Consider the following 14,462-nt stretch of genomic DNA (forward strand, 5'->3'; position numbering starts at 1 on the left):
TGCGGGGACTACGCGATCCTCGCGGCGGTCCAGTCGTTCATGCCGGAGCTGGGCATCCGGCGGGAGAACACCGTCTTCGTCTCCGGGATCGGCTGCTCCTCGCGGTTCCCGTACTACCTCAACACCTACGGGATGCACTCGATCCACGGCCGGGCACCGGCGATCGCCACCGGCCTGGCCGCCTCGCGGCAGGACCTGAGCGTCTGGGTCGTCACCGGCGACGGCGACGCCCTCTCGATCGGCGGCAACCACCTGATCCACGCGCTGCGCCGCAACGTCAACCTGAAGATCCTGCTCTTCAACAACCGGATCTACGGCCTCACCAAGGGCCAGTACTCACCGACCAGCGAACGCGGCAAGATCACCAAGTCCACCCCGATGGGCTCGCTGGACGCGCCGTTCAACCCGGTCTCGCTCGCGATCGGCGCCGAGGCCACCTTCGTGGCCCGCACCATCGACTCCGACCGCAAGCACCTCACCTCGGTCCTGCGCGCGGCCGCCGAGCACGAGGGCACCGCCCTGGTGGAGATCTACCAGAACTGCAACATCTTCAACGACGGCGCCTTCGACGTCCTCAAGGAACCGGCCACCGCCGACCAGGCGCTGATCCGCCTCGAACACGGACAGCCGATCCGCTTCGCCGACCAGGGCGTCTTCCGCGACCAGGCCACCGGCGAACTGCGCACCGACACCGTCACACCGGCCAACGAGGCCCAGGTGCTCGTCCACGACGCACACGCGGCCAGCCCCGTCACCGCCTTCGCACTCTCCCGCCTCGCCGACGCCGACACCCTGCACCACACCCCGATCGGCGTGCTGCGCGACATCCAGCGCCCGGTCTACGACACGCTGATGGCCGAGCAACTCGCCACCGCCGCCGAACAACGCGGCCCCGGCGACCTCACCACCCTGCTCGCGGGTCAGGACACCTGGACGGTGAGCTGATCGTCCTCTCGTCCGACGATGGTGCTCCCCGGGGGTTGCCCGGGGAGCACGGCCGCTGGCAGCCTGGAGCGGTGATCGACTCCGCGTTGGACGACCCGTTCCTCGAACACCGCCGGCTCCTCTTCGGCACCGCGTACCGGATGCTCGGCACCGTGGCGGACGCCGAGGACGTCCTGCAGGACGCCTGGCTCAAGTGGGCCGAGGTGGACCGGGAGCAGGTCGCGCACCCGAAGGCATACCTGGTGCGCACCGTCACCAACCTCGCGCTCAACCGGCTCACCTCCGCCCGGGCCCGGCGCGAGGCGTACGTAGGCCCGTGGCTGCCCGAGCCGGTGCTGACCGACCCGCGGCTCGCCGCGCCGGACGCCGCCGAGCACGCCGAGCTGGCCGACTCGGTCTCGCTCGCGATGCTGGTGGTGCTGGAGACGCTCGGCCCGGTGGAGCGCGCGGTCTTCGTGCTGCGCGAGGTCTTCGGCTACTCCACCGCCGAGATCGCGCAGGCGCTGGACCGCACCGAGGCCTCGATCCGGCAGACCGCCCACCGCGCCAAGGCGCACGTGGAGGCGCGCCGCCCGCGCTTCGAGACGGACGCCGGCGAGCGGCGGGCGGTCACCGAGCGCTTCCTGGCCGCCTGCGCGACCGGCGACGCGGCCCGCGTGATGGAGCTGCTCGCGCCCGAGGTGATCGCCTGGTCGGACGGCGGCGGCGTGGTCCGGGCCGCCCGGCGCCCGCTGTACGGGCCCGACCACGTGGCCCGCTGGCTGCTCGGCGTGCTCGCCAAGCCCGAAGCGGCGGCGGCGGAGGTCCGCCTCGAGTGGATCAACGGCGAGCTGAGCGCGCTCTTCCACGTCGGTGACCGGCCGATCGGCACGCTGAGCCTGGAGATCCGCGACGGATGGATCCAGACGCTGCGGGTCCAGGTGAACCCGGCGAAGCTGACCGGGCTGAGCCGCACCGAACGGCTGCTCTGACCGATCCGCTCTGACCGATCCGCCGGCCGTGACGCCGAGCTGTCATGACCAAAATCTGATTACGGAGATGACAGGACCCTTGCGGGCCCGCTACCGTCGGCGTGTTCACTGCGCGCCGCACGGGAAAGAGGCCTGCCATGCCACCGGAGACCCAGCAGGAGGCAGGCCGTGGACTGTGGCTCGGCGTCGCGGCGTACGGCATCTGGGGGCTCTTCCCGCTCTACTGGCCGCTGCTCGAACCGAGCGCCTCGGGCGACATCCTGGCCAACCGGATGGTCTGGTCGCTGGTCGTCGCCGTCGCGATCCTCACCGTTCGCGGGCACTGGAGCTGGCTGCGGCCGCTGCTGCGCCAGCCGCGCCGGCTCGCGCTCAGCGCACTGGCCGCCGCGGCGATCTCGCTCAACTGGGGCGTCTACATCTGGGGCGTGAACTCCGGCCACGTGGTGGAGACCAGCCTCGGCTACTTCATCAACCCGCTGGTCACCATCGCGTTCGGCGTGCTGCTGCTCGGTGAGCGCCTGCGCACGGCCCAGTGGGCGGCGGTCGGGGTCGGCGCGCTCGCGGTCGTGGTGCTCACCGTCGGATACGGACGGCTGCCGTGGATCGCGCTCACGCTGGCGCTCAGCTTCGCGGTGTACGGGCTGCTGAAGAAGAAGATCGCGTTCGGCGGGCTGGAGAGCTTCGCGCTGGAGACGGCGTTCATCTTCCCGTTCGCGGTCGCGTTCATGATCTACCGGGCCGCCACCGGGCACGCCGTCTTCGGGCACGGCGCCGGGCACCTCACGCTGCTGATGCTGACCGGGCCGATCACCGCGATCCCGCTGGTCTGTTTCGGCGCCGCGGCGATCCGGATCCCGCTGTCGACCATGGGCCTGCTGCAGTACCTGGCGCCGATCTTCCAGTTCCTGTGCGGTGTCGTCTACTTCCACGAGTCGATGCCGCCGGCCCGCTGGGCCGGGTTCGCGCTGGTCTGGGCCGCGCTCGCGATGCTCAGCTGGGACGCGCTGCGCCGGGTCCGCGCCGACCGCGCGGCCCTGGCCGGCGACCGGTCGGAACCGGCCGCCGAGCCGGCGCCCGCGTCGTCGGGCACCTGAGCCGTCGGGCACCTGAGCCGCCTCGGAGCCCGACCGTCCGGCCGGGCTCCGAGGCGACGAACAGGACGAACGGCCGGCGTCAGGCGGTGATGTCGCGGCTGGTGAACCGCGCCCAGGCGGCCGCGCCGAAGACCGCGACGTAGAGCGCCTGCAGCCCGAGGTTCTGCCAGACGCCGTCCCAGTACATCGGCTGGCGCAGCAGGTCGGCGAAGGACATCCAGTGGTCGGTGAAGAGCCACGGCTGGATCGAGCTCAGCTGCGGGAAGTTCTCCAGCACCTGGACCACGACCACCAGCCCGACCGTGCTCGCCATCGCCGCGATGCCGCTGCCGGTCAGCGTGGAGATGAAGAGCCCGATCGCCACCAGTCCGGAGAGCGAGAGCGCCACCACGCCGGAGATCAGCAGCGCGCGCAGCAGCGCCGAGCCGAGCCCGATCGTGTCGCCGGAGAGCAGCGTGACGTCGCCGACCGGGAACAGGATCGCGCCGATCGCCATCGCCGAGACCGCCACCGCGAGCGTCGCCGCCACGCAGAACACCATCGCCGCGACGAACTTCGCCGCCAGCAGCCGGGTGCGCCCGGCCGGGGCGACCAGCAGGTAGCGCAGCGTCCCGGTGGCGGCCTCGCCGGCCACCGAGTCGCCGGCCACCACGCCGACCGTCATCGGCAGGAAGATCGGCAGCGAGACGGCCAGCGCGGTGAACGCCAGGAAGAAGCCGTTCTGCGTGACGTTCACGATGAAGGCCGGGCCGCCGCCGCGCATGTTGCCGGTCTCGATCTTCACCACCACGCCGAGCAGGATCGGCACCGCCGCCAGCACGCCGAGCAGCACCAGCGTCCTGGTCCGGCGGAACGTCAGGTGCAGCTCGCTGCGGAACAGCGCCAGCAGCCCCACCGCGGTGTGCGGCCGGACACCGGCGACGGCGGCCTGCGGTGCGGTGGCCCGCGGCGCGACGGGCGCCGGCTCGGCCAGCTCAACCTGCGACATCGAATCCCTCTCCGGTCAGTGCCACGAACGCGTCCTCCAGCGTGCCGCGCTCGACTCCGAAGCCGCGCACCCGCACGCCGGCCTCGACCAGCGCCGCGCAGAGCAGCGGCAGCCGGTCCTCCTCACCACTGCCGAGCGCGCCGGCCGTGGCAGCACCGGCCGCGACAGCACCGGCCGCGGGCTCTGCGACGGTGCCGGGAAGCTCGCCGTCCACCCGGTCCTCGGCGATCCGCAGGTCCGTCACCTGGTGCTTCGCCAGCACCGCCGCCGCCTGCGCGGCGTCCGGCGTGCGGACCACCAGCCGGCCCTGCGCCCGGGCCGCGAGCTCGGCGACCGTGCCCTGCACGACCAGCCGGCCCTTGGACATCACCGCGGCGTGCGTGCAGACCTGCTCGATCTCGTCCAGCAGGTGTGAGGAGAGGAAGACGGTGGTCCCCTCCGCCGCGACCTCGCGCACCAGCGCCCGGATCTCGCGCATGCCCTGCGGGTCCAGGCCGTTGGTCGGCTCGTCCAGCACCAGCAGCTCGCGCGGCACCAGCAGCGCCGCGGCCAGCCCGAGCCGCTGCTTCATGCCGAGCGAGTAGGCCCGGGCCTTCTTGCCGGCCGCGGCGGTCAGCCCGACCCGCTCCAGCGCCCGCTCGACCCGCTGCACCCGGGTGCGCGGGTCGGCGGTCGGGTCGGCCGAGTCGTACCGGATCAGGTTGTCCCGGCCGGAGAGGAACCCGTACAGCGCCGGGCCCTCGATCAACGCGCCGACCCGGGGCAGCACGGTGGTCACCGACTGCGGCATCGAGGCGCCGAGCACCGTCGCCACGCCCGAGGTCGGGGCGATCAGGCCCATCAGCATCCGGATCGTGGTGGTCTTGCCGGAGCCGTTCGGGCCGAGGAAGCCGAAGACGCTGCCGCGCGGCACGGTCAGGTCCAGGCCGTCCACGGCGAGCTGACCACCGGCGAAGCGCTTCGTCAGGCCCTGGGTGCGGATCACCGGAGGACCGCCGGCGGGGGCCGGATCCGCCTCGGCGGTCCGGCCCCCGGTCGCGGTCTCCAGCAACTGCGGAGACTGGTTCACTTGATTGGCGACCCTTCGGTTAGTGCGCGCTGCTCACTGGCTGACGCTGATCACTGGTTGTTGCTGATCACTGGTTGACGCTGCTCACTGGTGGACGCCGGCCGCGTTCTGCAGCACCGGCAGCGTCACCGCGCCGGCGTAGACCCGGCCGTCGTCGGTGATCAGCACGTTGAGCACCTTGGTGCTGATCTCGGTGCCGCCGGCCACCGGCTTGCCGAGCGACTTGAGCAGCTCGTTCGGGTTCGGCATCGACTGGCGGCCCTTGCGGCCCTGCGCGGTGTTCTGCTCCGCGGCGGTTCCGGCGTTCTCGGCCGGCGTGGCGCTCGGCAGCTTGAGCTCCAGGACGCTGGTCCAGCCGCTGCCGAAGAGCTGGTGGACGCCGGAGCCCAGCGAGTTCGGCGACTTCGGCTCCGGCCGCGCGGCCTTCCCGGCGTCGCCCTTCGGCGACTGCTCGGCGACCGTGGCGCCCTTCGGCGGCGTGAAGTCGAAGGTCTTGGCGTCCGGCGCGGTGAACGAGACCGAGCTGAAGTGCACGTCCAGCACCTTGCTGCCGGAGGTGCCGCTGACGACGACGGAGAGCGGCGTGCCGGTCGCGGAGTCCACCGCGATCTGCACGTCGGCGATCGTCGAGCCGGTCTGCTTGGGCTTGACGTTCAGCAGGTAGGTGCTGCGGCCGGCCACCGTGGCGGTGCCGCCGACGCTGACGTCGGAGTCCGTCGCGCTGCGCGCGAGGATCTCCGTGGCGGCGGCCTGCGGGGTGGTGGGGAGATCCGACGGCTTCGTCGGGTCCTCGCCCTGCCGGTGAGCGGCCCCACCCTGCTGGGCTCCGTCGTGCCGGCCACCGCTCAGGTGGACCGCCTGGTTGGCCTGGCTGTCCCAGGCCCAGGCCTGGTCGCCGTTGTGGATCAGGTCGTACTCGGCCATCGGCTCGATCAGCGCGATCCGGGTCTTGTCCGGCCCGTCCGCCGCGACCCGCAGCGTGTGGTCACCGGCCAGCAGCTGGGTCAGCGGCGCCTCCGGGTCGGCCGAGGCGGCGCCGTTCTGCTGCTGGGCCCGCCCGCTGCCGCCGGCCGCGCCCGCCGCCCCGGTCAGCGCGGCCGTCGCGCTGCCGTGGGTGAGCACCGCCAGCGCCTCCTGCGGGATGCCCAGGTCGGTGGAGACCTGGACGGTGCCGCTCAGCGCATGGGTGTTGTTGCCGAGTGCCTTCGCGACCAGCTGCTGCGCCGTCACCTGGGGCAGCGAGGGGGCGCCGTCGCTGGCCAGTGCGGGCACCAGGCCGACACCGATCGCGGCGACCGTCGCGATCGCTGCCGGGACCATGACCCGGGCCAGTGTGCGGCGCCGGGCGTTGTACGGCGTGCCCTGCTCGTCGTCGAACCGTGCGTACTGAGTCATGGTGTGCTCAGCCCCTCCGTCGGTATCCGCGGTCATGCATGTCATTAGACGCCCGGTCGGCCGGGCGCGGCATCGCTCTACAGGGCCAGAAATCCGTACATCCACGGATGCAGGCGAACCCTGACCCGGTCTCAGGGTTCTCAGGGTCGTGGTACGCCCGTGGGCTTAGACGGCCGGTCTCCGCCGGTGCTGGCGTAGGGTCGGATCCATGCACTCCTCTGCTGCCGGGCCGACTCCCGCCGCGCCGACCGCCACCGCGATGCGACGAGCCCTGCGCCGGGCCAGAGACGGTGTGGCGATCGACACCGCCGAGGCCGCGGTGCTGCTCCAGGCGCGCGGCGAGGACCTGCGGGACCTGTGTGCGACGGCCGCCCGGCTGCGGGACGCCGGTCTGGTCGATGCCGGCCGCCCCGGGGTCATCACGTACTCCAAGAACGTCTTCATCCCGCTCACCCGGCTCTGCCGGGACCGCTGCCACTACTGCACGTTCGCCACCGTGCCGGGCAAGCTGAAGCGGGCCGGGCACGGCCTCTACCTCTCGCCGGACGAGGTGCTCGAGATCGCCCGCCGCGGCGCCGAACTCGGCTGCAAGGAGGCGCTCTTCACGCTCGGCGACCGCCCCGAGGACCGCTGGCCCGAGGCCCGCGAGTGGCTGGACGCGCACGGCTACGACGACACGCTCGCGTACGTCCGGGCGATGGCGATCCGGGTGCTGGAGGAGACCGGCCTGCTGCCGCACCTCAACCCGGGTGTGCTGACCTGGACCGACTTCCAGCGCCTGAAGCCGGTCGCGGCCTCGATGGGGATGATGCTGGAGACCACGTCCGTACGCCTCTGGGAGGAGCCGGGCGGCCCGCACCACGGCTCGCCGGACAAGGAGCCCGCGGTGCGCCTGCGGGCGCTGGAGGACGCCGGGCGCAGCGCCGTCCCGTTCACCACCGGGCTGCTGATCGGCATCGGCGAGACGTACCCGGAGCGGGCCGACTCGATCCTGGCGATCCGTCAGGTGGCCCGGCGCTACCACGGGATCCAGGAGGTGATCATCCAGAACTTCCGCGCCAAGCCGGACACCGCCATGCGCGCGATGCCGGACGCGGAGCTGGAGGAGCTGGCCGCCGCGATCGCGGTGACCCGGGTCGTGCTCGGGCCGGCGGCGCGGATCCAGGCGCCGCCGAACCTGGTGGCCGGCGAGTACGAGCTGATGATCGGTGCGGGGATCGACGACTGGGGCGGCGTCTCGCCGGTCACCCCGGACCACGTCAGCCCCGAGGCGCCGTGGCCGCAGATCGACGAGCTCGCGGCGCGCACCGCCGCCCAGGGCTTCGACCTGCGCGAGCGGCTGACGGTGTACCCGGAGTACCTGCTGCGCGGCGAGCCCTGGCTGGACCCGCGGCTGCTGCCGCACGTGAGCGCGCTGGCCGATCCGGCGACCGGCATGGCGCTGCCGGACGCGCCGGTGGTCGGCCGGCCCTGGCAGGAGCCCGAGGACCTGCCGGCCTCCACCGGCCGGACCGACCTGCACCGCACCATCGACACCGAGGGGCGCACGGGCGACCGGCGGGCCGACTTCGAGGAGGTCTACGGCGACTGGGAGGCGCTGCGCGAGCAGGTCCGCGCGATGGCGCCGGGCACGCCGCTCGCCCGGATCGACGGCGACGTGCGCAGCGCGCTCGCGGTCGCCGCCGACGACCCCACGAAGCTGACGGACGAGCAGGCGCTGGCGCTCTTCCAGGCCGAGGGCCCCGCGCTGGACGCGCTCTGCGCGATCGCCGACGCGGTGCGCCGGGACGCGGTCGGGGACACCGTCACGTACTGCGTCACCCGGAACATCAACTTCACCAACGTCTGCTACACCGGCTGCCGCTTCTGCGCGTTCGCACAGCGCCGCACCGACGCGGACGCGTACACGCTCTCGCTCTCCCAGGTCGCCGACCGGGCCGAGCAGGCCTGGCAGGTCGGTGCGACCGAGGTCTGCATGCAGGGCGGCATCCACCCGGACCTGCCGGGGACGGCGTACTTCGACATCGCGCGCGCGGTGAAGGAGCGGGTGCCGGGGATGCACGTGCACGCCTTCTCGCCGATGGAGGTGGTGAACGGCGCGACCAGGACCGGGCTGTCGATCCGCGACTGGCTGGCCGAGGCGCAGCGCGCCGGCCTCGACACCATCCCCGGCACCGCCGCCGAGATCCTCGACGACGAGGTCCGCTGGGTCCTCACCAAGGGCAAGCTGCCGGCCGCCACCTGGGTGGAGGTGGTCCGCACCGCGCACTCGCTGGGCATCCGCTCGTCGTCCACCATGATGTACGGCCACGTGGACACGCCCGCGCACTGGCTCGGCCACCTGCGGCTGCTCGCCACGATCCAGCAGGAGACGGGCGGCTTCACCGAGTTCGTCACGCTGCCGTTCATCCACACCAATGCGCCGGTCTACCTGGCCGGCATCGCCCGCCCCGGTCCGACCCACCGCGACAACCGCGCGGTGGTCGCGATGGCCCGGCTGCTGCTGCACCCGCACATCCGCAACATCCAGACCAGCTGGGTGAAGCTCGGCGCCGAGGGCGCCGCCGAGATGCTGCGCAGCGGCGCCAACGATCTCGGCGGCACGCTGATGGAGGAGACCATCTCCCGGATGGCCGGCTCGGCCTACGGCAGCTACAAGTCGATCCGCGACCTGGAGGCGATCGCCGAGGCGGCCGGCCGCCCGTTCCGCCAGCGCACCACGACCTACGGCGAGGTGCCGGCCGAGCGCCGCGCGGCGGCACTCGCCTCGGACGGGCACCTGCCGGAGCTGTTGCCGGTGCTGGAGTAGGCACTACGTTCGACCTCGAACATCCGCACGGACGAGGAGAACGACACCCATGACGACCGACAACCGGGTCGGCCCGCCCACCTTCGGCACCGAGCGCGAGATGATGCGCACGTTCCTCGACTACCACCGGGACACGCTCGCGATGAAGTGCCAGGGGCTGAGCGACGAGCAGCTGCGGCAGCAGTCGATGCCGCCGTCCACGCTCTCGCTGCTCGGGCTGGTGCGGCACCTGGCGGAGGCGGAACGGGCCTGGTTCCGGCGGGTGTTCGAGGACAACGAGGCGCCGATGGTCTGGTCCGACAAGCTCTTCGACTTCCAGGCGGCGTACGACGCGAGCAACTCCACCCGGGCCGAGGTGTTCGCGGCCTGGGAGGCGGAGGTCGAGACCTCGCGCCGGATCGAGCGGGAGGCCGAGTCGCTGGACGTCGCGGGCTACCAGCCGCGCTGGGAGGAGGAGGTGTCGCTGCGCATGGTGATGGCGCACATGCTCCAGGAGTACAGCCGGCACAACGGCCACGCGGACTTCCTGCGCGAGGGCATCGACGGGGTGGTCGGCGCCTGAAGGTGCCCGAAAGGGCATCAGCGCTAAGGAATGCTCAAGGAACGCTCAGCGGCCGGATCCTTTCCGCCGGTGCGGTCCTATTCTGCTGATGAGCCTGCGTGGCAGGCTCATCAGGCCCGCTAGGAGGCTGGACATGAAGCGCATCCACCAGATCTGGACGGCGCTGCGCGGCGCGGTCGCCCGCAACAACCGCCAGTGGAGCGCCAACTACGAGCACTCCGACTCGCACAAGCCGGTCGCGCACCCGGACTACAAGATGATGCGGATCCGCGAGTTCGACCGGTTGAACTCGAAGACGGGCAGCGGTCCCTACTAGGCCCCGCCATAGGCCCGGACGGCCCCTGGGCGGGGGCGCCGGGTCAGCCGTTCCGCAGCACTGCCGCGAGCAGCCCCGGGAACCGGGCGTCGAGCTCCGCGCGGCGCAGGGTCATCAGCCGCGCCTTGCCGGCCTGCCGGGTCTCGGTGACGCCCGCCTCGCGCAGGATCCGCCAGTGATTGGTGAGCGTCGAGCGCGGCACGTCGAGGCCGTCCGGGCTGCACTCGCTCTCGCCGGCCGTCGCCATCCGGCGCACCAGCGCGAGGCGGACCGGGTCGCCCAGTGCGTGCAGCACGGCGGCCAGGTCCGGGCCCGGCTGCCGGCCCGTGTGGTCGATCTCCGGCACCGGTTCTCCTTCCGTCACGTCAGCGGCTCCGCCTAGTATGCAGAACACTTCGATATTTCGGGATTATCGAAATGACCTAGGAGCCCGCCCGTGCCCACGCCTGCGCCTGCGCCCGTCCTCGCGACCCTCGCCCGGATCTACGTCGACGACCTCGACACCGCGCTGCCGACCTTCGTCACGCTCACCGGTGAGCAGCCGCGCCTGCGGTTCCACTATCGCGACCTGGAGCTCGCCGGGATCGGGGGCTACCTGCTGATCGCGGGGACCGAGGAGGCGCTCGCGCCGTACCGGGCGACGCACGCGACCGCGGTCGTGGCCTCGCTGGACGCGATCCTGCCGCTCGCCGAGCAGCCCGGCGGGGCGCTGCTGGACGGTCCGAACGCCGTGCCGACGGGGCGCAACGCCACACTGCGGCACCCGGGCGGAGCGGTCATCGAGTACGTGGAGTTCACCCAGCCCCGGCCCCAGCCGTAGCGGAGGCAGTGGCGTTTGCCTTGACGTCGGCGTCAAGGTCTACCGTCGAGGGGACCGAGCGGGCAGGAGGCCGAGGATGCGGATCGGGGAGCTGGCGGAGCGGGCGGGGACGACGACCCGGACGTTGCGGTACTACGAGTCGCGCGGGCTGTTGGCGGCCCGGCGCGGCGAGAACGGGTACCGCGCGTACGGCGAGGACGACCTGCACCAGGTGCGGCAGATCCGGCTGCTCCAGGACTTCGGCTTCGAGCTGGAGGACACCCGGCCGTTCGTGGAGTGCCTGCGGGCCGGGCACCCGGCGGGCGACTCCTGTCCGGGATCGCTCGCGGTGTACCGGCGCAAGCTGGGCGAGCTGGACGCGCTGCTGGAGCGGCTCGGTGAGGTGCGCGAGCAGGTCGCCGGCCAGCTGGCCCGCGCCGAGCTGGCGGCCGCGACCGGGGAGCCGCGCTGCGAGCTGACCGCGCATCCGATCGACCCCGTCGAGGGAGACGACCATGGCTGAGAACGTGCCCCAGGTGACCGACGCGAGCTTCGCCGCCGAGGTGCTGCAGTCCGAACTGCCGGTGCTGGTGGACTTCACCGCCGACTGGTGCCCGCCGTGCCGGATGATCGCGCCGGTGCTGGAGGCGGTGGCGCAGGAGGAGGCGCACCGTCTCAAGGTGGTGACGCTGGACGTGGACGCCAACCCCGAGACGCAGGCCGCGTACGGCGTGCTCTCGATGCCGACGCTGATCGTGTTCCGCGGTGGTCAGCCGGTGAAGTTGATGGTCGGTGCGCGGGCGAAGGCCAAGCTGCTGCGCGAGCTGGCCGAGGTGGTCTGAGCCGAGCGGCCGCAGAGTGGCAGAGCCGCAGGCAGCGCGCGGTGCCGGATGAAGGGTTGCGGGGAATTCCCCGGAAGCCGTCGCCCGGCGCCGCGCGTTCGACTTACAGTGCGTGGGCCGTCCTGTCTTCGACGAAAGGCCCTCCTCCGCCATGTCCTCGTGGTCGCGCGCCCAGCAGCAGGACTTCCGCAGCCGGGTCCGGGGCTGCCTGCTCGGCGGGGCGATCGGTGACGCGCTCGGCGCCGGCATCGAGTTCGACTCGCTGGAGCAGATCCGGGCCGCGCACGGCGCCGCCGGGGTGACCGGCTACGTGCCCGCCTACGGCAAGCGCGGCACGGTCACCGACGACACCCAGATGTCGCTCTTCACCGTCGACGGCCTGATCCGGGCACATGTGCGGCAGACCAGCGGCGGCTGGCACCCGCCGACCGACGTGCACCGCGCCTACCTGCGCTGGGCAGCCACCCAGAGCGACTGGGGGCCGGACGAGCGCCGCACCGACCTCGGCTGGCTGGGCCGCGAGGAGTGGCTGTACGCGCGCCGCGCGCCGGGCGACGCCTGCCTCTCCGGCCTGACCGGGCCGGACGCCGGGCGGATGGGCACGCTGGACGCCCCGAAGAACCCGGACGCCAAGGGCAGCGGCACGGTGATGCGGGCCGCGCCGTTCGGGCTGCTGCTCGGCTGGGAGTCCACGCTGGTGCTGCAACTGGCCGTCGAGTGCTCGGTGCTGACCCACGGCCACCCGACCGGCTACCTCTCGGCGGGCGCGCTCGCGGTGATCGTGCACAGCGTGCTGCGCGGCGGCACGCTGGACGAGGGGGTCGAGCTGGCACTGGGGCTGCTCGCCGACCGCCCCGGGCACGAGGAGACCACCGCCGCGCTGAACGCGGCACGGGCGGCGGTGCGGGCCGGCGAGCCGACGGCCGAGCGGGTCGCCGAACTCGGCGAGGGCCGGGTGGCCGAGGAGGCGCTGGCGATCGGGCTGTACTGCGCGCTGGCCGCCGAGGACGTCCGCTCCGCGCTGCTGCTCTCGGTCAACCACTCCGGGGACAGCGACTCGACCGGGACGGTCTGCGGCAGCCTGCTCGGCGCCCTGCACGGGGAGACCGCGCTGCCCGCCGAGTGGCTGGCCGAGCTGGAGGGGCGCGGCACCGTGCTGCAACTGGCCGACGATCTGGCGCTGGAGCTGAGCCACGGCCCCGAACTGCACGGCCCCGGGGCGGGGCCCGGCTGGCGGGATCGCTACCCGACGAGCTGAGCCGCCGCCCCCGAGCGGGGCAGGTCCTTCGGTCCGGACGGTGTCTTCGGCTGGACGGTGTCTTCGGTCAGACCGCGCCTTCGCTCAGACGGTGCCGAACTCCCCGCCGCCGGCGGCCCCGGCGAACGCGGCCCAGGCCGTGGGGGAGAACTGCAGACGCGGGCCGGACGGGTCCTTGGAGTCGCGCACGGCGACGACGGCCGGTGCCGGAACGGCGATCTCGACACAGGCACCGGCGCCGCCACTGTGGCTGCTCTTGCGCCAGGCCGGATCGACGGTCAGGTCAACGGTCAGTGTCTTGGGGCTCATTCTCGTAATCCTCCGCATATCGGGCTATCAACGACCGGGACTCCGCGACCCCGAGGGCTGCCGCCCGCAGGTGGTCGTACAGACCGGTATAGCGGCGGACGTCCGGCTCCTTCTCCAAGTAGAGGTCGCTCGTCACCCCTTCGAAGTAGACGACTGTGGAATCGGCGGACTCCGGGAACTCCATGAGGGAGAATGTCCCGGTCATGCCGGGGTGGGCCCCGTAATCGAACGGGATGACCTGGATGTTGACGTTCGCCTGCTCGCTCACTTCGAGCAGGTGGCGCATCTGGTCCGCCATCACGGGACGGCCGCCGACCTCGCGGCGCAGCACGGCTTCGTCTATCACCGCCCAGAACGCCAGCCGCTCCTCGCCGTAGATCCGGTGCTGGCGCTTCAGCCGCACCTCGACCCGGCTGTTGATCGCGGAACCCTCGGTGTCCGGCTGGGTGCCGCGCACCACCGCCTCCGCGTACCCGCGGGTCTGCAGCAGGCCGGGGACGAAGGAGGCCTCGTAGCTGCGGATCGAGTACGCCTCGGCCTCCAGCCCGATGTAGACGCTGTACGGGATGTCGGCGAAGTCGTTCCACCAGCCGCGCAGCTTGGACTCCTTGGCCATCTCCATCAGGCTGGTGCGCATCTTCGGGTCGATCACCTCGTAGACGTCGCACAGGTCCCGCACGTCGCGCGGGCTGATGCTCCGGCGCCCGTTCTCCAGTCGGCTGATCTTCGACTGGGAGACCATCAGGCGCTCCGCGACCTGCTCGGCGGTCATGCCCTTGGCCTCCCGCAGCCTGCGGAGTTCGGCGCCGAGTCTCCTGCGGCGGACAGTGGGATTGATGCTGGCGGACACATCGACCTCCGGCGGGACCTCCGAGGTGCTTGGCGGGATTGGTGTGCCCCCTCGGAACGCTTCGGTATTCGTACCAACCCCCTGGCTCTCAGCAGCATGACACCTCAGGTCCGCTCTCCGCCCGGAAAACAGCGGAGGGCTTCCCGAACGGCGTTCGATGTGGTAGTGCTCCCGGAACGTGCCATTGGCAAGTTCCGTATGCGCAGCGCCGGTTCGTGGCCGGGGACGACGGTGGGGGGGGGGGGTCCATCAACC

16 protein-coding genes are annotated in these 14,462 nt (G+C 72.3%); 10 read left to right on the forward strand and 6 right to left on the reverse strand.

The genetic code is table 11. The features are described from left to right. The 3 genes from AC060L_RS25700 to rarD all read left to right on the forward strand — a co-directional run. Positions 1-945: 2-oxoacid:ferredoxin oxidoreductase subunit beta (locus AC060L_RS25700; protein WP_483801284.1), on the forward strand; the 945-nt coding region annotated here is incomplete at its 5' end. Between the two features lie 71 nt (positions 946-1,016). Then, positions 1,017-1,916, forward strand: a complete 900-nt coding sequence (locus AC060L_RS25705; RefSeq protein WP_483801285.1) for an RNA polymerase sigma-70 factor — start codon at positions 1,017-1,019, stop codon at positions 1,914-1,916. Between the two features lie 137 nt (positions 1,917-2,053). Further along, positions 2,054-3,010, forward strand: a complete 957-nt coding sequence (gene rarD / locus AC060L_RS25710; RefSeq protein WP_483801286.1) for an EamA family transporter RarD — start codon at positions 2,054-2,056, stop codon at positions 3,008-3,010. A gap of 79 nt (positions 3,011-3,089) precedes the next feature. Here rarD and AC060L_RS25715 read toward each other — a convergent pair whose 3' ends face one another. From AC060L_RS25715 to AC060L_RS25725, 3 genes are all read right to left on the reverse strand, one after another. Continuing rightward, positions 3,090-3,998 carry an ABC transporter permease gene (locus AC060L_RS25715; RefSeq protein ID WP_483801287.1) on the reverse strand — a complete coding sequence of 303 codons (909 nt, stop codon included), beginning with the start codon at positions 3,996-3,998 and terminating at the stop codon, positions 3,090-3,092. Then, positions 3,985-5,067, reverse strand: a complete 1,083-nt coding sequence (locus tag AC060L_RS25720) for an ABC transporter ATP-binding protein (RefSeq protein WP_483801288.1) — start codon at positions 5,065-5,067, stop codon at positions 3,985-3,987. The genes AC060L_RS25715 and AC060L_RS25720 overlap by 14 nt, the downstream gene beginning before the upstream one ends. An 84-nt stretch (positions 5,068-5,151) precedes the next feature. Further along, positions 5,152-6,462, reverse strand: a complete 1,311-nt coding sequence (locus AC060L_RS25725) for a LolA family protein (RefSeq protein WP_483801289.1) — start codon at positions 6,460-6,462, stop codon at positions 5,152-5,154. A 208-nt stretch (positions 6,463-6,670) separates the two neighbouring features. Here AC060L_RS25725 and AC060L_RS25730 point away from each other — a divergent pair, with 208 nt between their 5' ends. From AC060L_RS25730 to AC060L_RS25740, 3 genes are all read left to right on the forward strand, one after another. Beyond that, the gene (locus tag AC060L_RS25730; protein ID WP_483801290.1) at positions 6,671-9,271 is read left to right on the forward strand and encodes a bifunctional FO biosynthesis protein CofGH; all 2,601 of its coding nucleotides are present in this window, start codon (positions 6,671-6,673) and stop codon (positions 9,269-9,271) included. 49 nt (positions 9,272-9,320) lie between these two features. Then, the gene (locus AC060L_RS25735) at positions 9,321-9,833 is read left to right on the forward strand and encodes a DinB family protein (RefSeq protein WP_483801291.1); all 513 of its coding nucleotides are present in this window, start codon (positions 9,321-9,323) and stop codon (positions 9,831-9,833) included. A gap of 133 nt (positions 9,834-9,966) precedes the next feature. Continuing rightward, on the forward strand, positions 9,967-10,149 hold the full coding sequence (locus tag AC060L_RS25740) for a hypothetical protein (RefSeq protein WP_483801292.1): 183 nt from the start codon (positions 9,967-9,969) through the stop codon (positions 10,147-10,149). 43 nt (positions 10,150-10,192) lie between these two features. Here AC060L_RS25740 and AC060L_RS25745 read toward each other — a convergent pair whose 3' ends face one another. After that, complete coding sequence (locus tag AC060L_RS25745; RefSeq protein WP_483801293.1) at positions 10,193-10,495, reverse strand: ArsR/SmtB family transcription factor; 303 nt, start codon at positions 10,493-10,495, stop codon at positions 10,193-10,195. A 90-nt stretch (positions 10,496-10,585) separates the two neighbouring features. Between AC060L_RS25745 and AC060L_RS25750 the strand changes: the two genes are divergently transcribed. The 4 genes from AC060L_RS25750 to AC060L_RS25765 all read left to right on the forward strand — a co-directional run bounded on the left by AC060L_RS25750 (position 10,586) and on the right by AC060L_RS25765 (position 13,048). Further along, positions 10,586-10,969, forward strand: a complete 384-nt coding sequence (locus tag AC060L_RS25750; protein WP_483801294.1) for a VOC family protein — start codon at positions 10,586-10,588, stop codon at positions 10,967-10,969. Between the two features lie 76 nt (positions 10,970-11,045). After that, positions 11,046-11,471: a MerR family transcriptional regulator gene (locus AC060L_RS25755; RefSeq protein WP_483801295.1), complete on the forward strand. Its 426-nt coding sequence runs from the start codon at positions 11,046-11,048 to the stop codon at positions 11,469-11,471. After that, complete coding sequence (gene trxA / locus AC060L_RS25760) at positions 11,464-11,790, forward strand: thioredoxin (RefSeq protein WP_483801296.1); 327 nt, start codon at positions 11,464-11,466, stop codon at positions 11,788-11,790. The genes AC060L_RS25755 and trxA overlap by 8 nt, the downstream gene beginning before the upstream one ends. Before the next feature lie 151 nt (positions 11,791-11,941). After that, positions 11,942-13,048, forward strand: a complete 1,107-nt coding sequence (locus AC060L_RS25765; RefSeq protein ID WP_483801297.1) for an ADP-ribosylglycohydrolase family protein — start codon at positions 11,942-11,944, stop codon at positions 13,046-13,048. 84 nt (positions 13,049-13,132) lie between these two features. Here AC060L_RS25765 and AC060L_RS25770 read toward each other — a convergent pair whose 3' ends face one another. Continuing rightward, positions 13,133-13,357, reverse strand: coding sequence for a DUF397 domain-containing protein (locus tag AC060L_RS25770; protein WP_483801298.1), 225 nt, complete (start codon positions 13,355-13,357; stop codon positions 13,133-13,135). Beyond that, positions 13,332-14,207: a helix-turn-helix domain-containing protein gene (locus tag AC060L_RS25775; protein WP_483801299.1), complete on the reverse strand. Its 876-nt coding sequence runs from the start codon at positions 14,205-14,207 to the stop codon at positions 13,332-13,334. Before AC060L_RS25775 ends, AC060L_RS25770 begins: the two co-directional genes overlap by 26 nt. Between the last annotated feature and the right edge of the window lie 255 nt (positions 14,208-14,462).

It is taken from the genome of Kitasatospora sp. NEAU-69, assembly GCF_057158765.1.

Excerpts from the sequence above, each read along its gene's own strand:
- rarD (WP_483801286.1), top strand. The coding sequence starts at position 2,054 with ATGCCACCGGAGACCCAGCAGGAGGCAGGCCGTGGACTGTGGCTCGGC.
- AC060L_RS25765 (WP_483801297.1), top strand. The coding sequence starts at position 11,942 with ATGTCCTCGTGGTCGCGCGCCCAGCAGCAGGACTTCCGCAGCCGGGTC.
- AC060L_RS25730 (WP_483801290.1), top strand. The coding sequence starts at position 6,671 with ATGCACTCCTCTGCTGCCGGGCCGACTCCCGCCGCGCCGACCGCCACC.
- AC060L_RS25725 (WP_483801289.1), bottom strand. The coding sequence starts at position 6,462 with ATGACTCAGTACGCACGGTTCGACGACGAGCAGGGCACGCCGTACAAC.
- AC060L_RS25740 (WP_483801292.1), top strand. The coding sequence starts at position 9,967 with ATGAAGCGCATCCACCAGATCTGGACGGCGCTGCGCGGCGCGGTCGCC.
- AC060L_RS25715 (WP_483801287.1), bottom strand. The coding sequence starts at position 3,998 with ATGTCGCAGGTTGAGCTGGCCGAGCCGGCGCCCGTCGCGCCGCGGGCC.
- AC060L_RS25755 (WP_483801295.1), top strand. The coding sequence starts at position 11,046 with ATGCGGATCGGGGAGCTGGCGGAGCGGGCGGGGACGACGACCCGGACG.
- AC060L_RS25735 (WP_483801291.1), top strand. The coding sequence starts at position 9,321 with ATGACGACCGACAACCGGGTCGGCCCGCCCACCTTCGGCACCGAGCGC.
- trxA (WP_483801296.1), top strand. The coding sequence starts at position 11,464 with ATGGCTGAGAACGTGCCCCAGGTGACCGACGCGAGCTTCGCCGCCGAG.
- AC060L_RS25770 (WP_483801298.1), bottom strand. The coding sequence starts at position 13,357 with ATGAGCCCCAAGACACTGACCGTTGACCTGACCGTCGATCCGGCCTGG.